Below are 18,577 nucleotides of genomic sequence, written 5' to 3'. Positions count from 1 at the left end.
TCTTACCGCGGCCGCGGCCGCTCCCTAGCTTACCGGGACGATGTCCTCCGCACCCATGCGGGCGCTGTCCGCCGACTCGTCGTCGGGCTGTTCCTGGCTGAGCCGCTCCGCCTGGACGCGGGCGAGGTAGTGCTTCACCTCGCGGTTGACCTGCTGCTCGCTCCAGCCCAGGAGCGGCCCCATCAGCTCGGCGACGACCGGCGCCGCGGAGACGCCGCGGTCCCAGGACTCGATGGAGATCCGGGTGCGGCGGGTGAGGATGTCCTCGATGTGACGCGCCCCCTCGTGGGTGACGGCGAAGACCGCCTCGGCGGCGAGGTAGTCGTCGGCGCCGGGCAGCGGCTCACCCAGCGCAGGGTCGGCCTTGATCAACTCAAGGACGGAGTCGGCCTGGGTGCCGTAGCGCTGGAGCAGGTGCTCCACCCGGGCCACATGGATCCCCGCGGCCTCGGCCATCCTCGCCCGCATGTTCCACGCGGCCTTGTACCCCTCCGCGCCGAGCAGGGGAACGGAGTCGGTGCAGCTTTCGGGAACGCGCTCGTCGAGGGCGCGGGAGGCCTCGTCGACGGCGTCCTTGGCCATCACCCGGTAGGTGGTCCACTTGCCGCCGGCGACGACGACGAGCCCGGGCACCGGGTGGGCGACGATGTGCTCACGGGACAGCTTCGCGGTGGAGTCGCTCTCCCCGGCCAGCAGGGGGCGCAGGCCGGCGTAGACGCCCTCGACGTCCTCGCGGGTCAGCGGGCGGTTCAGCACCCTGTTCACATGCTCGAGGATGTAGTCGATGTCCTGCGACGACGCCGCCGGGTGTGCCTTGTCGAGATCCCACTTGGTGTCGGTGGTGCCGATGATCCAGTGGCGTCCCCAGGGGATGACGAACAGGACCGACTTCTCGGTGCGCAGGATCAGGCCCACGGTTGACTGGAACCGGTCGCGCGGCACCACGAGGTGGATGCCCTTGGAGGCCCGGACCTTGAGCTGCCCGCGGTCGGTGACCATGGCCTGCGTCTCGTCGGTCCACACACCGGTGGCGTTGACCACCTGCTTGGCGCGGATGCTGAACTCCTCCCCGGTCTCCTGGTCCCTGACCTGGGCGCCGACCACCCGCTCGCCCTCGCGCAGGAAGTTCACGACCGTGACCCGGTTGGCCGCCTGGGCCCCGTAGTGCGCGGCGGTGCGGATCATGTTCACCACGTACCGGGCGTCGTCGACCTGGGCGTCGTAGTAGCGGATGGAGCCAACCATCGCGTCTTTCTTCAGGCTGGGCGCCGCGCGCAGCGTGCCGCGCCGGGTGAGGTGCTTGTGGAACGGCACCCCGCGGGAGTGCCCGCCGCCGAGGCTCAGGGCGTCGTAGAGGGCGATGCCGGCCCCGACATAGGGGCGTTCGACGAAGCGCTTGCCCAGCGGATAGAGGAACGGCACCGGTTTCACCAGGTGCGGGGCGATCCGCTGGATCAGCAGCCCGCGTTCCTTCAGTGCCTCCTGCACCAGGGCGAAATCGAGCATCTCGAGGTAGCGCAGCCCGCCGTGGATCAGCTTCGAGGAACGGGAGGAGGTCCCCGAGGCCCAGTCACGGGCCTCGACGATGCCGGTGGTCAGTCCGCGCGTCACCGCATCGAGGGCCGAGCCCACGCCCACCACCCCGCCGCCGACGATCAGGATGTCGAGTTCTCCGCCCGGCCGGCTGGTGGCCTTCAGCGCCTCAAGCGCCTCGCTGCGGTACTGGGGACTGAGTGCGCCTGCTGCCATGGCCGTAACCCTCCGGAACGTTGAGTTCTGCGTACCCCAACTTTAGGCACTCAACCGCCCGGAACGCACTCAATCGTTCGAAACATAGGGCGAAAGGACAACCTCCACCCGCTGGAACTCCTTGAGATCCGAGTATCCCGTGGTCGCCATGGCCCGGCGCAGGGCCCCGATCAGGTTCGAGGTGCCGTTGGTGTGGTGGGAGGGGCCCCACAGCACTTCCTTCAGCGGGCCGACGGTTCCAAGGTTGAACCGGTCGCCGCGGGGAAGCTCGGCGTGGTGGGCCTCCTGGCCCCAGTGCCAGCCCTTCCCAGGTGCCTCCTCGGCGCGGGCCAGCGCCGAGCCGAGCATGACGGCGTCGGCGCCCATGGCGATGGCCTTGACGATGTCGCCGCTGGCGCCCATGCCGCCGTCGGCGATGACGTGCACGTAGCGTCCGCCGGATTCGTCCATGTAGTCCCGGCGGGCCGCGGCCACATCGGAGATGGCCGAGGCGAGCGGGGAGTGGATGCCGAGGGCCCGCCGCGTCGTCGTCGTCGCCCCTCCCCCGAAGCCCACGAGGACCCCGGCGGCACCGGTGCGCATCAGGTGCAGGGCCGGAGTGTAGCCGGCGGCGCCGCCGACGATCACCGGGACGTCGAGCTCGTAGATGAACTGCTTGAGGTTCAGCGGTGCCTCGTTCTTCGACACGTGCTCGGCGGAGACGGTGGTGCCGCGGATGACGAAGATGTCGACGCCGGCGGCGAGGACGGTCTTGTAGAACTGCTGGGTGCGCTGGGGGGTCAGCGACCCGGCGACGGTCACGCCGGCCTCGCGGATCTCGGCCAGCCGGCTCGTGATGAGGTCGGCCTGGATGGGGGCCGCATAGATCTCCTGCAGGCGCGCGGTGGCGGCGGGGCTGAAGTTTTCGGTGCTGAGCCCGGCGATCTCATCGAGCACCGGCTGCGGATCCTCGTAGCGGGTCCACAGGCCCTCCAGGTTGAGCACGCCGAGCCCGCCGAGCCGACCCAGGGCGATCGCGGTCGCCGGCGACATCACCGAGTCCATGGGCGCCGCGATGACGGGCATCTCGAACTGGTAGGCATCGATCTGCCAGCTCACCGACACATCGAGCGGGTCGCGGGTGCGCCGGGAGGGCACCACGGCAACATCATCGAGGGAGTATGCCCTGCGTCCACGCTTGGCCCGGCCAATTTCAATCTCGTAAGTCACTGCTCTAGGTTATCCCAGCCCCGCACGGCACCCTCATCAGGGCATATTCTCCGGCTTCCGGTCCGCTCCCGCGCCCCCGCCGGGCCGACCCAATTAGCCCTCCTACCCCCGCACGGAATAGAGTTGCACAAAGGAACACTGCTGGAAAACACCGGCCGGGCAGCAGAACTGCGGGCGCCGGCACCCCGCACCGCAACGAAGCGGGCGGTTTCCCTCGGCCATTCGACCCGGCGCAGCCACCGGGCCCCGGAGGTTCGCACCGCTCCACCCGGTGGAACAGCACCGGACGGTCCCCGCGGACTGCGCGGATTTATTTTTGAGCATCACCCTTCGAGCACGACCATTCCACGCGGCGGCCCGCCCGCCGCGACATCGACGAGAGAATACCAATTCGTGAATAAAACACCCGCCGCACTGAAAACTCCCCCGACACTCGCCAAGGGCGCAATGCGCATCGTGGCCCTGGGCGGAATCGGTGAAATCGGCAGAAACATGACCGTCTTCGAATTCGGCGGAAAGCTGCTGATCGTTGACTGCGGCGTCCTGTTCCCCGAGGACCACCAGCCCGGCGTCAACGTGATCCTGCCCGACTTCTCCTACATCCGCGAACGCATCAACGATGTCGTCGCCGTCGTGCTCACCCACGGCCACGAGGACCACATCGGCGGCGTTCCGTACCTCCTGCGCGAACGCGCCGACATCCCCCTCGTCGGCTCCCAGCTGACGCTGGCCTTCATCGAGGCCAAGCTCAAGGAGCACCGCATCACCCCCAAGACCATTCAGGTCAAGGAAGGCGACCGCCGCACCATGAGCGGGTTCGACCTCGAGTTCGTCGCCGTGAACCACTCGATCCCCGACAGCCTCGCCGTCGCGATCCGCACTGCAGCCGGCATGGTGCTGCACACCGGTGACTTCAAGATGGACCAGTTCCCGCTTGACCGCCGCATCACCGACCTCGGCGCCTTCGCACGCCTGGGCGCCGAGGGCGTGGACCTGTTCCTCACCGACTCCACCAACGCCGACGTGCCGGGCTTCACCACCTCGGAGAAGGACCTCGCCCCCGCGATCGACGCCGTGTTCCGCACCGCACCGCGCCGCATCATCGTCTCAAGCTTCGCGAGCCACATCCACCGCATCCAGCAGATCATCGACACCGCCCACCAGCACCGCCGCAAGGTGGCCTTCGTGGGCCGCTCGATGGTCCGCAACATGACCATCGCCGCGGATCTGGGCTACCTCAAGATTCCGCAGGGCCTGCTCGTCGACTTCAAGAAGCTCGAGCGCAGCGACGACCACAAGGTCGTGCTGATCTGCACCGGCTCCCAGGGCGAGCCGCTGGCGGCCCTGTCCCGGATGGCCAACAACGACCACGCCATCAAGATCAGCGAGGGCGACACCGTCCTGCTGGCCAGCTCGCTCATCCCGGGCAATGAGAATGCCATCTACGGCATCATCAACGCCCTGACCGAGATCGGCGCCAACGTTGTGCACAAGGGCAACGCAAAGGTGCACGTCTCCGGCCACGCCAGCGCCGGCGAGCTCGCCTACTGCTACAACATCGTCAAGCCGCGCAACGTCATGCCGGTGCACGGCGAATGGCGCCACCTGCGCGCCAACTCCGAGATCGCCGTCGCGACGGGCGTGGAGCCACGCAACGTGATCATCGCCCAGGACGGCGTCACCGTCGACCTCCAGCGCGGACGCGCCACCGTCTCGGGCAAGGTGCCCGCCGGGCTCGTGTTCGTCGACGGCGCGAGCGTCGGAGGCATCACCGAGGAGACCCTGCGCGAGCGCCGCCGCCTCGCAGAGGAAGGCTCGGTGACGGTCCTGGCCATCATCGACGCCGAGACCGGCACCATGACCGAGCCCCCGGAGTTCTTCATCCAGGGCTTCTCATGCGACCCGGCCGACCTCGACAAGGCGGGCACCGCCGTCGAGAAGGCCCTCGCCGACGGGCCCTCAGGCCGGCAGGGCGGGCGCGGGGCCCGCACCCTGGATCCGGAGGCCGTCATCGAGCGCGCCACCGCGAACTGGATGCGGCGCTTCTACAACCGCACCCCGGTGATCACCGCGATCGTCGTCGACGCGTAGCCGCACGATCCCCGGACAGCACTGATTTCCAGTAAGCACTGATTTCCGGTAACACTGATTTTCGGTAACCACCGGTCCCCGGTCCCGCGCCTCCTTCGCACTGGGCCGGGGATCGGCATTTAACCGGGCAGCCTCGACGGCGCGGGGTTTGCACAGGCCCTGCGGAGCCCCGGCGCTTCCGACGGGAACCCCGGCGCTTCGTTGAACGGCACTCCCTCGATGCGGAAATTTCCCCGCCCGTGGATACACTTCGGTTGGATTTAGTTCAGCTGGGGGAAATAAGTGGCAAGAAAACTTTTCGGCGAAATATCGCCGTTGACCTACCGCATCGCCATGGAGCGGATGATCTTCCTGCGGCATCTGCGGAATTTCCGGCAGCGGACGGAGATCGCCTCCACCCGTTCGACGGAGTCGCTGCCCGTCACCGTCTATAAGCACAACTCGCTGATCCGGCGCCGGCTGGGGAACGTAGAGACCGAACTCCAGGACAACAAGGCGGTCAGCCTGGGCCTCACGGCCCCGAAAATCGACGGGATTGTCATCGCCCCCGGCGAGCGCTTTTCCTTCTGGAGCCTCGCCGGCCGGTGCTCGGCGAAGGAGGGCTACAAGGAGGGTCTGACCATCAGCAACGGCAAACCCACCCGCGGCATCGGCGGGGGAATGTGCCAGTTCACCAACCTGCTCCACTGGATGGTCCTCCACAGCCCGCTCACCGTCGTCGAGCACCACCACCACAACGGACTTGACCTGTTCCCGGACTACAACCGCCAGATCCCCTGGGGCACCGGCACCTCGATCGCCTTCAACTACCTCGACTACCAGGTCGAAAACCGGACTCCCTACACCTTCCAGTTCCGGACCTGGACGTCGGAGGAGTACCTCAGCGGAGAACTGCGGGCAGACCGGGAGCTGCCCATGAAGTTCCACATCCGCGAACGCGACGCCTACTTCTATGAGGCCGGGAACGAGGTGTACCGGCACAACAAGGTGTACCGGATTGAACGCGACAAGCGGACCGGACTGGAGGTCTCCGAGGAGCTGATCCTCGAGAACGAGGGCCGGGTCGCCTACGACCGGTCACTGATCCGGGCGGAGATCCTTCCGGCGCGCCCGGCCGGGCACGCCGTCGCCCGCTGACGTGCCCCGCTGGGAAGGGTCTACGGCACGGTGGGCTGGAGCTGGCTCTCGAACATCCGGTAGTAGCGTCCGCGCAGCTCCACGAGCTCCCGGTGGGTGCCGGACTCCACCACCCGCCCGTCCTCGAGCATGTAGACCACATCGGCCTTCTCGATCGTGGCGAGCCGGTGGCTGATGGCGACGATGGTCCGTGAGCGGTCCTCGAAGAGCCGGGTGAAGATGCGGTGCTCGGCCAGCGCGTCGATCGCCGAGGTGGGTTCGTCCATCACGATGAAGGGCGCGTCCCGGTAGAAGTTGCGTGCCATGGCCAGCCGCTGCCACTGCCCGCCCGAGAGCCCGCTGCCCTTGCGCCCCCGCGGGTCCTCCATCCAGTTGCTCACGTGGTTCTCGAAGCCGTTCGGGAGCCGGCGGATGAAGTCCGCGGCCTCCGCGTCGGCGGCCGCGCGTTCGATCCGGTCCTCCTCCCGGGGCGAGGCGACGTCGCCGAAGTAGATGTTGTTTCCCGCCGTCGCGAACTCGTACTTCAGGAAGTCCTGGGACATCACCGCAAGGTAGCGGTGCCAGGAGGGGGTTCCGACCGTGTCCAGATCGCGCCCGTCGAGCAGGACCGCGCCGGAACTTGGCCGGTAGAGCCCGGCCAGGATCCGGATGAGGGTCGACTTTCCCGCACCGTTCTCGCCCACGATGGCGATGTGCCGCCCGCGCTCGATACTCAGGGAGATCCCCTTGAGTACCTCCAGGTCGCTGCCGGCGTAGGTGAAGCGGATGTCCTTCAGGTCGATCCGCGAGGGCGGCCCGGACAGGGGTTCTCCGGTGGCCTCGGGGACCGGCAGCTCCATGAACTGCTCGTAGTCCTTGAGGTTCGACAGGTCCTCGTCGATGGAGCTCAGCGAGCTCACCAGCTCGTTCGCGGTACCGAGGGCCCGGCTGACGATCTGCTGGATGTAAAGGAACTGGCCCACCGGCTGGGCGCGGGCGATGATCTGTCCGACCACCCACAGCAGCGCGATCACCTCCGCGCCGTACTGCAGGGCGTCGGCGAGCAGCTGCTTCGGAATGTAGCGGCGCTGGAAGTCGAGCCGGCGCAGCTCGTCGGCCTCGCGCAGGCGCGAGCGCAGCTGCATGAGGTACTCCACCACCCCATAAAGGCGGATCTCGGCGATGTACTGCGGGCGCATGATGTTCGTTTCGATCATGCGCCGCTGCCGGCGGGAGTCCACCTGCGTGTTCCAGTGCGCCATCTGCTCCCGGGAGAGGCGGAACTGCAGGTACACGCTCGGCACGATGGCGACCAGCACGATCAGCGCCACCCACCAGCTCACCAGCAGCAGGGCACCGATGGCGAGGATCACCGAAACGAACTGGGTGAAAATGGCGGCGATGCGGTCCAGCACCCGCGGGTAGGAGTCGGAGAAACGCCGCGCCCGATCGTAGAGGTCCACGGTTTCCTTGTCGTCGTAGCGCCAGAACTCCAGCGCCAGGAACCTCTCGTACATCGAGTCGCCCACGATGGCGCCGACCCGGAAACTGAGCACCTGCTGGATGTACCGGTCGATGCTGGTGAAGGCACCCCAGAACAGGCCAAGTGCCGCCGTCACCACCACGTAGACGACGGCGCGCCCGCCCGCGTCGGGGTCTCCCGCATACGCCTCGGCGAGCGCCGTCGTGGTGAGCGCGGCGAAGTAGGTGGTGACCAGCGGGAGCACCGCCCCGATCAGGGACCCGAGGACCTTCATGGCGACGGCGCCCGGGGAGGCTTTGGCGCTCAGGGCAAGGATCCGGCCGACGGCGCGGGCGTACGGAATCAGGGGCAGGCGCGAGACGGAGCGCTCAGCCACGGCGCGTGCACCCGCCGCCGGCCGGGGCTACCTCCCGGCGGTCCGGAAGCCCAGGGCCGCCATGAGCGCCGCGAGCAGGGCCGCCGCCGCCGTCAGGGGCGCCACGCCGTCGTCGGGCCGCCGCCAGCTGGCCCGGACCGACCGCTCCGCGGGATACCCGCCCGTCATGATGGCTCCGAGGATGCCGAGTGTCCTGGCCGCTCGGCGGCTGGGCCCGCGGAGCAGGGCCGCGGTGCAGGCCGCCTGGAGCACGAGCATTCCACCGGGCGCCGAAAGGTTGGTACCCGTTAACCACTGGTCACGCTCGATGGTGTCCGTTGAGCCACGGAGAAATCCTATGTCGTAGGCCGTGCGTTTCCTCAACGCCCGGCGCAATCCTGCGACGCCGAGGGCCAGCTGGACCGCTGAGACAAGGGCCAGCCCCTTCCGGCCCCCGCCCGACGGGCCGCGGCCCCGGGGCGGCCCGGCCTGGGTGGACTCGAGTTCGCGGGCGATCATCGGCAGGGCGTCATAGCGTTCGTACTCCGAGGCCAGCCGTCCTGCCGCATCCCTGTAGGAGGGGTCGGACAGGACCTGCCGGACGGCCTTCCGGATCGCCCGAGGCGACGGCGAGCCGGTGCGCAGGTTGATCCCCACCCCGGCCCAGGCCACTCGGGCCGCAACCTCGGGCTTGTCCTCGCGGTCCCCGGCGACGATCACCGGCAGTCCCTCCGCCAGCGCGCGCTGGGTTCCGCCGTATCCGCCGTTGGTGATCATCACATCCACCAGGGGCAGCAGGTGCTCGTGCGGAAGGAAATCGGCGACGCGGGCATTCGGCGGCACGTCGCCGGGCGGAAGGGGCGTACCTCCGGTGGTGGCGACCACCAGGACATCCAGGTCCGCCAGGGCCCGGAGCGTGGGCAGGATGAGCCGGCCCGGGTCCTTATTGTCGATGGTGCCCTGGGTGACGTGGATGACCGGGCGCCCGCCCTGCAGCTCGTCCCACCAGGACGGCGGGGTGAAATCATCGCTTCCGGCAGGAAGGACAGGGCCCACGAAGCGCACGCTGGCCGGAAGGTCGCTGCGGGGGTATTCGAAGCCGGGGCAGGTGAACTGCAGGAACCGGTCAGCGAGGGAGGCCGCGTCCAGGAAGTGCACGGGCAGGGGCACCCCGGCGGTGGCCTTCATCTGCCGGTTCGCCGCCCGGTGCGGGGGCCGGAAGACGACTCTCTGCATCAGGGTGTTGAGCAGCACGTTGCGGAGCACCCCGGCCTTCGTGGGCAGGGGCGGCAGGCCGGGGCCGAAGGGGGCGGTGTCCCTGCTGGAGAAGGCGAGGGGGATGATCCCACTGAAGAGGATCGGCGGGCGCGGTTCCGTGCGCAGCAGCGGGACGACGGCGCCCGTGAAGCCGGATTCGGCCAGGACGGCGTCGGTGGGGGTCCGGTCGAGCTCCTCCCGCAGGGCGCGGTACTGGTGGGGCAGGGCCTTGATGAAGACTTCCGCCATGTCGAAGCGGAGCCGGTCCAGTCCCTTCTTCCCGGCGCGCCCCGGGAAGGAGCGGTCAAGGTCCCGGTCGTCGAAGTCGCAGGCCTCCGGCAGCGGCAGGAACCTGAGGCCGGCACCGGTGACGGTGTCCTCGAACCGGGCTCCGGTGAGCATGCCCACCTGGTGCCCCTGCCCGCGCAGGTACCGGCCGATCTCGACCAGGGGCACCACGTGCCCATAGATCGGGGAGCTGCAGAGAAGATACGTTGCCATCGGTGCCTCCCGGCGCTCTTAGGTCCCGGCCGCTGCCGGCTTGCGGGCGTAGCCCATATAGGAAACCCGGGTGTTCTTGACCCTGCCGAAATCGAGCCGCCGGCTGAGCTCCCCATAGCTGATCCTGCCCCTGCGGGCGTCGTAGAAGCTTTTGAGCACCACCGGCGTCCGGGCCCGGGGCGCCAGCCCGGCGATCTCCTCGATGACGAGGCCCCTGCGGGAGAGCTGGTCGGTCAGCTCGTCCGGCGTGATGAACATATCCCACTCGTGCAGGGTGGCGTCGGTGACCTTCGTGAGGGACCAGTCCTGCATGACCTTGATGCCCAGGAACCTGCTGGTCCGCGTGCGGTTGATGGTGTCGAACAGGTAGAGGCCTCCCGGTCGAAGGACCCGTGCGCTCTCCTCAAGGACGCGCGGCAGGTCCGTGACGTGTTCGAGCACATCGCAGCAGTAGACGACGTCGAACGTTGAACTGCCGACCGGCAGCTCCTCCCCCGCGCCCACGACATACCGGATGTTCAGCCCGGCCTGTCCTGCGTGCTTCCGGGCGGCTGAGATTGCCACCTCGGACGGGTCCACACCGGTGACCGAGAAGCCCAGCCGGGCGAACTCCTCGGCCAGGAAGCCGCAGCCGCAGCCGACGTCCAACGCCGTTCGACCGGCGTAGGTGCCGAACAGCAGCGTCCGCAGCACCTCCCGGAAGTAGGCCATCCGTCCCGGGGTGCAGCTGCCATGGAGGATGTTCAGAACGTTGTCCTCGTCCCACCAGGTCTCGCCGAGGCGGTTGTAGATGTCGTTGTCGATGGCCATGGCCCCTCCTCCGCGTGGAAGGGCCCGCGCGCGCCGCTGCCTGCCCTGCGCATATTTTGCTCCCAGGACCGCACGTTCGACAGGGCCCTTGGACCCGATTGCTTCCGCACGGGGGGTGTCTTCCTGGAGTTCACCGGGGAGTCAACTGTGCGCGGCCTGCCGACCATTCAGGGTCCCTAGCGTGAAGGGGCCCCGGGCCCCGGGGCCTCAACCGAAAGGACTCCAATGTTCCTGAGAAGGACAGCCACGCTGGCGGCAGCCCTCACCGCCCTCAGCACCCTGGGCACCGCACCGGCCCCGGCGGCACAGCACGGCGTCGATCTGGGCGACCCCCACGCCGCGGCCCACGCCCACAACGACTACGAACACGACCGCCCGCTCCTGGACGCGCTGGAGCACGGTTTCACGAGTGTCGAAGCGGACGTCTGGCTCGTCGACGGCGAACTCCTCGTTGCGCACGACCGCGAGGATGTCCGGGCGGGGGCCACCTTGGAGAGCCTGTACCTGGAGCCCCTCGACGCGCTCGTCAAGGGGCATGGAGGCAGCGTGTACCCGGGGTGGGAGGGGCAGTTCCAGCTGCTGATCGACATCAAGAGCGAGGCGGGCCCGACCTACGCCGCCATTGAGGAGGAGCTCGCCGAGCACCGCACGATACTCACCCGCTACACGCACGGGAAGACCAAAGCGGGGGCCGTGGCCGCGGTGATCAGCGGCAACCGGCCGCTGTCCGTCATGAGCGCCGCCGAACAGCGCTTCGGCTTCTACGACGGGCGGGCGTCGGATCTTGGCGGCGCCCTTCCCTCCGAACTCATGCCGCTGATCAGCAACAACTGGCAGCAGCTCTTCTCCTGGCGGGGTGTGGGCGACATGCCGGCGGCCGAGCGGGAAAAGCTGACGGCCTACGTCGCGGCCGCCCACGCACAGGGGGCGCGGGTCCGCTTCTGGGCGACTCCGGACCTGCCCGGACCGGCCCGCGAGGCCGTGTGGGCCGAACTGCTCGCAGCCGGCGTCGACCACATCAACACCGACGACCTGGCGGCCCTGGAGCGGTTCCTCGCCGAAAGGGGGTAGGCCGGTGCGCGGCGCCTCCTCCGACGGGGAGCCGCCGCGCAGCACCATCCCACCCCACCGGTTGACCTGGGGCCGGTACCGCGCCCTGCCCCGCCGGGCGGGCCGCGGTCCTCCCCCGGGACACGGGCCGTGGGGCAAAGTAGTGCCATGGAGATTCTTAGATACGCCGCCTTCACGAGCGACCCCGACGGCGGGAACCCTGCCGGCGTCGTGCTCGACGCCACCGGACTGGACGAGAGCCAAATGCAGCGCATCGCCGCCGACGTCGGATATTCAGAAACGGCCTTTGTTTGGCCCGGGGACGGGCGGAACTACACCCTTCGGTACTTCAGTCCCCTGGCGGAGGTGCCGTTCTGCGGCCACGCGACCATCGCCACGGCCGTTGCGCTGGCGGAGCGGATCGGTCCCGGAGACCTGATGTTCGGCACCCCAGTGGGTGACATCGCCGTCTCGACGGCCGGAACGTCCTCCGGCCACCGGGCCACCCTCGTCAGTGCACCAACGCGCAGCCGGGCTGCCTCCGCCGAGGAGACCGCCGGAGCCCTCGCCGCACTCGGGTGGGCACCCGAGGATCTCGATCCGGCGCTTCCAGCCCAGGTGGCCTTCGCCGGCAACGAGCATCTGGTGCTGGCGGCCCGCTCCCGTGCGCGCCTGGCGGATCTCGCCTATGACTTCGAGGCCCTCAAGGAACTGATGACCGAGCGGGGCTGGACCACGCTGCAGCTGATCTGGCGCGAGGACTCCAGCACCTTCCACTCCCGCAACCCCTTCCCCGTCGGTGGAGTGGTGGAGGACCCGGCCACCGGCGCCGCCGCGGCAGCTCTGGGCGGCTACCTGCGGGAGCTGGGACTCATCACCGCGCCGCAGCGGATCACGATCCTCCAGGGCCAGGACATGGGACGGCCGAGCACCCTCGAGATCGACGTCTCCCCTACCGATGCGCGCGTTTCGGTCAGCGGCAGTGCGGTGCCAATTCCCGAATGAGGCCGGGCGGCGTCGGCGAGCCGTCATCGGTGAGACCCCGCCGAAACTGCAGCTCACCACGCTATCCACCATGCAAAGCGTGGTTATCTGCACACTCGACGGGAGGAGGACGGCCGGGAGCGTGGCTATCTGCACACTCGACGAAGACGGACGGCCGGGGTGCGGGCTGCCCCGGCCCCTGAACACGAAGAGGCCCCCGCACCCCTGGTGGGTGGCGGGGGCCTACTGCGCGAAACGCCCGAGTGGGTCGGAAAACTACTTCGAACCGTAGTTCGGGGCCTCAACCGTCATCTGGATGTCGTGCGGGTGAGACTCCTTAAGCCCGGCCGCCGTGATGCGCACGAACTTGCCCTTGGCCTTGAGCTCGGGGATGGTGCGCGCTCCGGTGTAGAACATCGTCTGGCGCAGGCCGCCCACGAGCTGGTACGCCACCGAGGCCAGCGGCCCGCGGTACGCGACGCGGCCCTCGACGCCCTCGGGGATGAGCTTGTCGTCCCCGCTGACATCGGCCTGGAAGTAGCGGTCCTTGGAGTAGGAGGTGTTCTTCCCGCGGGTCTGCATGGCGCCGAGCGAGCCCATGCCGCGGTAGGTCTTGTACTGCTTGCCGTTCACGAAGATCAGTTCACCGGGGGCCTCGGCCGATCCGGCCAGGAGCGAGCCCAACATGACCGTGTCGGCACCGGCCACCAGAGCCTTGCCGATGTCGCCCGAGTACTGCAGGCCGCCGTCGGCGATGAGGGGCACACCGGCGGGAATGGCGGCCTTGGCGGATTCATAGATGGCGGTGACCTGGGGCACCCCGACGCCGGCGACGACGCGGGTGGTGCAGATTGAGCCGGGCCCGACGCCGACCTTGATGCCGTCGGCACCGGCGTCGATCAGGGCCTGGGCGCCGGCACGGGTGGCCGCCTGCCCTGCGATGATGTCGACGTGCGCCAGGGACTTCTCGGCCTTGAGCCGGGCGACCATCTCCAGGACCCCGGCGCTGTGGCCATTGGCGGTGTCAACGAAGAGGGCGTCCACGCCGGCGTCCACGAGGGCCATCGCGCGCTCCCAGCCGTCGCCGAAGAAACCGATGGCGGCACCGACCCGGAGGCGCCCGTCGTCGTCCTTGGTCGCCAGCGGGTACTGCTCGGCCTTGGTGAAGTCCTTGACGGTGATGAGTCCGCGGAGGATCCCTTCGTCGTCGACGAGGGGAAGCTTCTCGATCTTGTTCGTCCCCAGCAGCGCAATGGCCTCGTCGCCGCTGATGCCGACGCGGCCGGTGATCAGCGGCATCTTGGTCATGACCTCACGCACCAGGCGGTGCGGGTAATCCTGCTCCGAGACGAAGCGGGTGTCGCGGTTGGTGACAATGCCGAGGAGGTGGCCGAAGTCGTCGACGACCGGAAGACCCGAGACGCGGTACTGCCCGCACAGCTCATCGAGCTGGGCGAGTGTGGCGTCAGGTCCGATGGTCAGCGGGTTGGTGATCATGCCCGACTCGCTGCGCTTCACCCGGTCAACCTGCTCGGCCTGGTCGGCGATCGAGAGGTTGCGGTGGATCACGCCGAGGCCGCCCTGGCGGGCCATGGCAACGGCCATGCGCGCCTCGGTCACGGTGTCCATGGCGGCGGAGAGCAGCGGCGTCTGGACGGAAATCCGCTTGGAAACCCGTGAGGAGGTGTCGGCTTCGGACGGGATGACGTCGGTGTGGCCGGGAAGCAGCAGCACGTCGTCGTAGGTGAGGCCAATGAATCCGAAGGGGTCGTGGGGTTCGTTCTGCTCAGACAGGGTCACTACTGGTCCTCTTTCGGGGTGTCACCGCGGGTGGGGGTGCCATCGGCGGCTCTGCCGTCCGGCTCTTAACCATTCTAAAACCAATCCCTGCCGAGCCCTATTCCCCGGCGGGCATGACGGCATCCACCCTGGCGCAGCGGAGCCCGGGCGGCGGCTCACCACCCGGTGAGGGCGAGGAACCGCTCGTTGAAGACCGGCTGGATCGTCTTGACGTAGGTCCTGGTGAGGTGGTCGCGGTCCTTGTAGACGAGCACATTCCCGATCAGGCCCGGGCAGGAGGTGTCGGCGCAGACCTGGTCGGTCAGGTCCAGCACGCCGATCCCGGGGTTGTCCCGGGCGACCTGCTCGAGCGGGGACACCGGGGCGAGCAGCTCGGAGCGGCGCAGGGCGCAGGCGTCGGGGTCACCGCTGTTGAGCTCGACGCACTTGGCCATATCGAACTCGAACCGCGGGGTGTCACGCAGGGCCACGACCTCGATGCCCCGGTCAAGGAAGGGCTGCATCCCGGCGGCGTAGCCGTCCGGGACGGTTTCCGCGGGCGAGCTCCAGTCCGTCTTGGACCCGACCGTCAGCACGGCGTCCGGCTCTAGGTCCAGGGCGTAGTCGAGGGCCGCGGCGTTGTGCGCATTGCACTCCGGGCTCATGGTGGGTGATTCCGCCCCGAACCGGCAGGCGGGCTTGTGTACCAGGACGGCGTTCCAGTTGTGCTCGGTGGCCAGGGCGCCCACCGCGGTCAGCCACACCTGGGCGTGGGAGTCGCCGAGGATCAGTATGGTGCGCTCCGGCGACTCGGCGTTGCCGGCCTGGGAGCAGAATTCGATCCGGGGGTCGGTGGGGGCCAGTGCGCCTTCGCAGGGGCCGTCGTACTCGGCCCATTCGTCGCCCAGGGCGCTGGCGAGCGGAAGGACCACGGCGTCCTCTGCCCCGCGGTACTCGAACCCGGGGGCCAGCGCCCGCGCGCCGGGGTTGTCGTCCGCCGTCTGCATCCGGGCGGCGTTTTCCTGGGCCTGGACCTGTAGCTCCCACCCCGACAGGGGCACGGCGACGACGGCCAGCGCCGCGGCCACGACGAGCCCGGTGCGGCGCCTGCGCAGCGTGGGCCACGACCAGGACCGTACGGGCACCTCGACGAACCGGGTGGTGGCGAACGCGAGAAGCAGCGACGCGGTGATCACGAGGGCACCGTCGAGCAGTCCGGCCTCGGGCTTGCGGGCAGTCAGGAGCCAGAAGACGAGGATCGGCCAGTGCCACAGGTACAGGGCGTAGGAGTTGTCCCCGAGGCGCACCAGGGGCGCCGCGCTCAGCAGGCGATCGACACCGAAGCGGCTCCCGGTGCGGCCGGCGGCGAGGATGCAGGCCGCGGCCAGGGTCGGCCAGAGGGCGATCCAGCCGGGGAACTGCTGCTGCACCTGCAGCAGCAGCCCGCAGCTGAGCATGGCGGCCAGCCCGACCCAGCCGAGCACCACCCGGGTACGTATTCCGAACCGGGCATATGGCAGCAGGAGCGCGATCAGGGAGCCCAGCGCGAACTCCCACAGCCGGGACCGGGTGTCGAAGTACGCGGCCGCCTGGTGGTGGGTGGTCTGCCAGACGGAGAAGGCGAGCGACAGGGCGAAGACCGCCGAGAAGACGGCGATGAGGACGGTGCGGTAGCGCCGCCGGGCGGCCCGCGCCGCGAGGGCGGAGACGGCGAACAGCAGCGGCCACAGCAGGAACACCTGGCCCTGGATGGAGAGGGACCAGAAGTGCTGCAGGGGGCTGGCGTTGCTGTCGTCCTGGGCGTAGTAGTCGACGGCGTTGGCGGCAAGTTCCCAGTTCTGCACATACAGCAGGGACGCCCACGTCTGGTCGAAGATCCCCGGCCACCGGGAGGGCGGGGCCAGCACGGCCGTGGCGGCCAGGACGGCCACCAGGACGACGGCGGCGGCGGGCAGGAGGCGCCGGAAGAGGCCCAGCCAGTACCGCAGCAGCTGCAGCGGCCGGCCCGACTCGACCTTGCCGACGAAGGAGAACGTGAGCAGGAAGGCGGAGATCAGCAGGAACACGTCGACGCCGCCGGAGACCCGGCCGAGCCACACGTGGTAGAGCACCACCATGACGACGGCGAGGGCCCTCAGGCCCTGCACCTCGGGACGCCGCTGGCGCGCCGCGGAGGCCGCGGGGAGGTTCTCCTCCGGCGCGGTTCTCGTTACACCCACATCGACCCTTTCGCTTGCCTAACGGCGCCGCGGAGCGCCCGGTGTGCCGCAGGCAGCGACGGCACAAAGCTCCAGTTTACCGTTTCGTGATCTGGAGGGGCTCCGGGACCCCTGCAGCCGCTGCCGCGGGCTTCGGCCGGACGCCGGCCGGGAGCAACCGGGCCTACGTGCCGGCGGGCGGGCCGCAGACGTTGAATGGCGCCCGTTAAGCGAAGCACCCCGGCCGGTGGACCCGGCCGGGGTGCTTGCTGCCTGCCTGCGGGGCCCGTGGCGGGCCCTGCCGTGCGGGGACTAGTGGCTGTGGCCGTGGCCGGCCTCTTCGTCCTCAGCGGGCTTCTCGACGACGAGCGTCTCGGTCGTCAGGACCAGGGCGGCGATCGAGGCTGCGTTGCGCAGCGCCGAGCGGGTCACCTTGACCGGGTCGATGATGCCGGCGTCGATCAGGTTTTCGTACTCACCGGTCATGGCGTTGAAGCCGTGCCCGTCTTCGAGTTCGGAGACCTTCGCCACGACGACATAGCCCTCGTGGCCGGCGTTCTCGGCGATCCAGCGCAGCGGCTGCGCCAGGGCGCGGCGCACCAGGCCGACGGCGGTTGCGGCGTCGCCCTCGAGGGCGAGGACGCTGCTGTCGGTGTCCAGGGCCTTGCCGGCCTGGACGAGTGCGGAACCGCCGCCTGCGACGATGCCCTCATCGAGTGCGGCGCGCGTCGCGGAGACGGCGTCTTCGATGCGGTGCTTCTTTTCCTTCAGCTCAACCTCGGTGGCGGCACCGACCTTGATGACACCCACACCGCCGGAGAGCTTCGCGAGGCGCTCCTGGAGCTTCTCGCGGTCCCAGTCGGAGTCGGTGCGCTCGACCTCGGCGCGGATCTGCGCCACACGGTCGGCGACGTCGGAGGCTTCGCCCGCGCCGTCGACGATGGTGGTGGCGTCCTTGGTGACCGTGATGCGGCGGGCGGAGCCCAGCACCTCGAGGCCGACCTGGTCCAGCTTCAGGCCCAGATCGGGGGAAACGACCTGCGCACCGGTGAGGGTGGCGATGTCCTGCATCATGGCCTTGCGGCGGTCGCCGAAGCCGGGCGCCTTGACGGCGACGGCGTTCAGGGTGCCGCGGATCTTGTTCACCACGAGGGTGGACAGCGCTTCGCCTTCGATGTCTTCGGCGATGATGAACAGCGGCTTGCCGGCCTGGAGGGCCTTCTCCAGCAGGGGAAGGAATTCAGCCAGGGAGGAGATCTTGCCGGAGTTGATCAGGATCAGCGCGTCCTCGAGGACGGCTTCCTGGCGCTCGGCGTCGGTCACGAAGTACGGGGAGAGGTAACCCTTGTCGAACTGCATGCCTTCGGTGAGGACGAGCTCGGTCACGGTCGAGGAGGATTCCTCGATGGTGATGACGCCGTCCTTGCCGACCTTGTCGAAGGCCTCGGCGAGCAGGTCGCCGACCTCGGTGCTCTGGGCGGAGATGGCCGCGACGCTGGCGGTCTGGTGGCCGACAACCTCCTTGGCGTTCTCCAGCAGGCGCGCGGCGACGGCCTCGACCGAGACCTCGATGCCGTGCTTGAGCTGTCCCGGAGCGGCGCCGGCGGCAACGTTGCGCAGGCCTTCCTTGACCAGGGCCTGTGCGAGCACGGTGGCCGTGGTGGTGCCGTCACCGGCGACGTCGTTGGTCTTCGTCGCGACTTCCTTGGCCAGCTGGGCGCCGAGGTTCTCGTAGGGGTCGTCGAGTTCGACCTCACGGGCGATGGTGACGCCGTCGTTCGTGATCGTGGGCGCTCCCCACTTCTTGTCCAGCACGACGTTGCGTCCGCGCGGGCCAAGGGTCACCTTGACGGTGTTTGCAAGCTTGTCGACGCCGGCCTCGAGTGCGCGTCGGGCTGCATCGTTGAACTCCAACTGCTTTGCCATGGTTTGTTCCTTTCAGGCTGGTGCAGTGAGAAGACCCCGGCCAGTACTGGCCGGGGTCTTCATCGGAAA

At 68.9% G+C, this 18,577-nt stretch carries 12 protein-coding genes; 4 read left to right on the top strand and 8 right to left on the bottom strand.

The window, feature by feature from the left end; genetic code table 11:
• Positions 1-24 precede the first annotated feature (24 nt).
• Together I6N91_RS06155 and I6N91_RS06150 are read right to left on the bottom strand one after the other, a co-directional pair.
• The gene (locus I6N91_RS06155) at positions 25-1,749 is read right to left on the bottom strand and encodes a glycerol-3-phosphate dehydrogenase/oxidase (RefSeq protein WP_198811612.1); all 1,725 of its coding nucleotides are present in this window, start codon (positions 1,747-1,749) and stop codon (positions 25-27) included.
• Positions 1,750-1,818: 69 nt separating this feature from the next.
• Complete coding sequence (locus I6N91_RS06150; protein WP_198811610.1) at positions 1,819-2,958, bottom strand: GuaB3 family IMP dehydrogenase-related protein; 1,140 nt, start codon at positions 2,956-2,958, stop codon at positions 1,819-1,821.
• Positions 2,959-3,405: 447 nt separating this feature from the next.
• On the opposite strand from I6N91_RS06150, the gene I6N91_RS06145 reads away from it, so the two are divergent.
• Both I6N91_RS06145 and I6N91_RS06140 read left to right on the top strand, forming a co-directional pair.
• Entirely contained in the window at positions 3,406-5,049 is a 1,644-nt protein-coding gene (locus I6N91_RS06145) for a ribonuclease J (RefSeq protein WP_198811816.1), read from the top strand.
• Between the two features lie 282 nt (positions 5,050-5,331).
• Positions 5,332-6,186: a VanW family protein gene (locus tag I6N91_RS06140; RefSeq protein WP_198811608.1), complete on the top strand. Its 855-nt coding sequence runs from the start codon at positions 5,332-5,334 to the stop codon at positions 6,184-6,186.
• Positions 6,187-6,206: 20 nt separating this feature from the next.
• Here I6N91_RS06140 and I6N91_RS06135 read toward each other — a convergent pair whose 3' ends face one another.
• From I6N91_RS06135 to ubiG, 3 genes are read right to left on the bottom strand one after another with little or no spacing between them, the layout of a single operon-like run.
• Positions 6,207-8,024, bottom strand: a complete 1,818-nt coding sequence (locus tag I6N91_RS06135; RefSeq protein WP_198811606.1) for an ABC transporter ATP-binding protein — start codon at positions 8,022-8,024, stop codon at positions 6,207-6,209.
• A gap of 27 nt (positions 8,025-8,051) precedes the next feature.
• Entirely contained in the window at positions 8,052-9,761 is a 1,710-nt protein-coding gene (locus I6N91_RS06130; RefSeq protein WP_198811604.1) for a nucleotide disphospho-sugar-binding domain-containing protein, read from the bottom strand.
• 18 nt (positions 9,762-9,779) lie between these two features.
• Positions 9,780-10,571 carry a bifunctional 2-polyprenyl-6-hydroxyphenol methylase/3-demethylubiquinol 3-O-methyltransferase UbiG gene (ubiG, locus tag I6N91_RS06125; protein ID WP_198811602.1) on the bottom strand — a complete coding sequence of 264 codons (792 nt, stop codon included), beginning with the start codon at positions 10,569-10,571 and terminating at the stop codon, positions 9,780-9,782.
• Positions 10,572-10,796: 225 nt separating this feature from the next.
• Here ubiG and I6N91_RS06120 point away from each other — a divergent pair, with 225 nt between their 5' ends.
• Together I6N91_RS06120 and I6N91_RS06115 are read left to right on the top strand one after the other, a co-directional pair.
• Positions 10,797-11,642, top strand: a complete 846-nt coding sequence (locus I6N91_RS06120) for a phosphatidylinositol-specific phospholipase C/glycerophosphodiester phosphodiesterase family protein (RefSeq protein WP_198811600.1) — start codon at positions 10,797-10,799, stop codon at positions 11,640-11,642.
• Between the two features lie 147 nt (positions 11,643-11,789).
• Positions 11,790-12,626: a PhzF family phenazine biosynthesis isomerase gene (locus I6N91_RS06115; RefSeq protein WP_198811598.1), complete on the top strand. Its 837-nt coding sequence runs from the start codon at positions 11,790-11,792 to the stop codon at positions 12,624-12,626.
• Positions 12,627-12,881: 255 nt separating this feature from the next.
• Here the strand turns inward: I6N91_RS06115 and guaB are convergent, their stop codons facing one another.
• The 3 genes from guaB to groL all read right to left on the bottom strand — a co-directional run bounded on the left by guaB (position 12,882) and on the right by groL (position 18,508).
• Positions 12,882-14,405 carry an IMP dehydrogenase gene (guaB, locus tag I6N91_RS06110; protein WP_307843257.1) on the bottom strand — a complete coding sequence of 508 codons (1,524 nt, stop codon included), beginning with the start codon at positions 14,403-14,405 and terminating at the stop codon, positions 12,882-12,884.
• A gap of 155 nt (positions 14,406-14,560) precedes the next feature.
• Positions 14,561-16,603, bottom strand: a complete 2,043-nt coding sequence (locus I6N91_RS06105; protein WP_307843256.1) for an acyltransferase family protein — start codon at positions 16,601-16,603, stop codon at positions 14,561-14,563.
• A gap of 291 nt (positions 16,604-16,894) precedes the next feature.
• The gene (gene groL, locus I6N91_RS06100) at positions 16,895-18,508 is read right to left on the bottom strand and encodes a chaperonin GroEL (RefSeq protein WP_198811596.1); all 1,614 of its coding nucleotides are present in this window, start codon (positions 18,506-18,508) and stop codon (positions 16,895-16,897) included.
• Positions 18,509-18,577 lie beyond the last annotated feature (69 nt).

The sequence above is a fragment of the Arthrobacter sp. MSA 4-2 genome, assembly GCF_016405885.1.
Classification (GTDB): Bacteria; Actinomycetota; Actinomycetes; order Actinomycetales; family Micrococcaceae; genus Arthrobacter_D.
Note: the sequence above shows the minus strand (reverse complement) of the source record. Positions and strands in the feature narration are given on the sequence as shown.

What these genes read in the sequence shown, in the direction of transcription:
- I6N91_RS06130 (WP_198811604.1), bottom strand. Translation starts at nt 9,761, where the DNA reads ATGGCAACGTATCTTCTCTGCAGCTCCCCGATCTATGGGCACGTGGTG.
- I6N91_RS06115 (WP_198811598.1), top strand. Translation starts at nt 11,790, where the DNA reads ATGGAGATTCTTAGATACGCCGCCTTCACGAGCGACCCCGACGGCGGG.
- groL (WP_198811596.1), bottom strand. Translation starts at nt 18,508, where the DNA reads ATGGCAAAGCAGTTGGAGTTCAACGATGCAGCCCGACGCGCACTCGAG.
- I6N91_RS06145 (WP_198811816.1), top strand. Translation starts at nt 3,406, where the DNA reads ATGCGCATCGTGGCCCTGGGCGGAATCGGTGAAATCGGCAGAAACATG.
- I6N91_RS06120 (WP_198811600.1), top strand. Translation starts at nt 10,797, where the DNA reads ATGTTCCTGAGAAGGACAGCCACGCTGGCGGCAGCCCTCACCGCCCTC.
- I6N91_RS06155 (WP_198811612.1), bottom strand. Translation starts at nt 1,749, where the DNA reads ATGGCAGCAGGCGCACTCAGTCCCCAGTACCGCAGCGAGGCGCTTGAG.
- ubiG (WP_198811602.1), bottom strand. Translation starts at nt 10,571, where the DNA reads ATGGCCATCGACAACGACATCTACAACCGCCTCGGCGAGACCTGGTGG.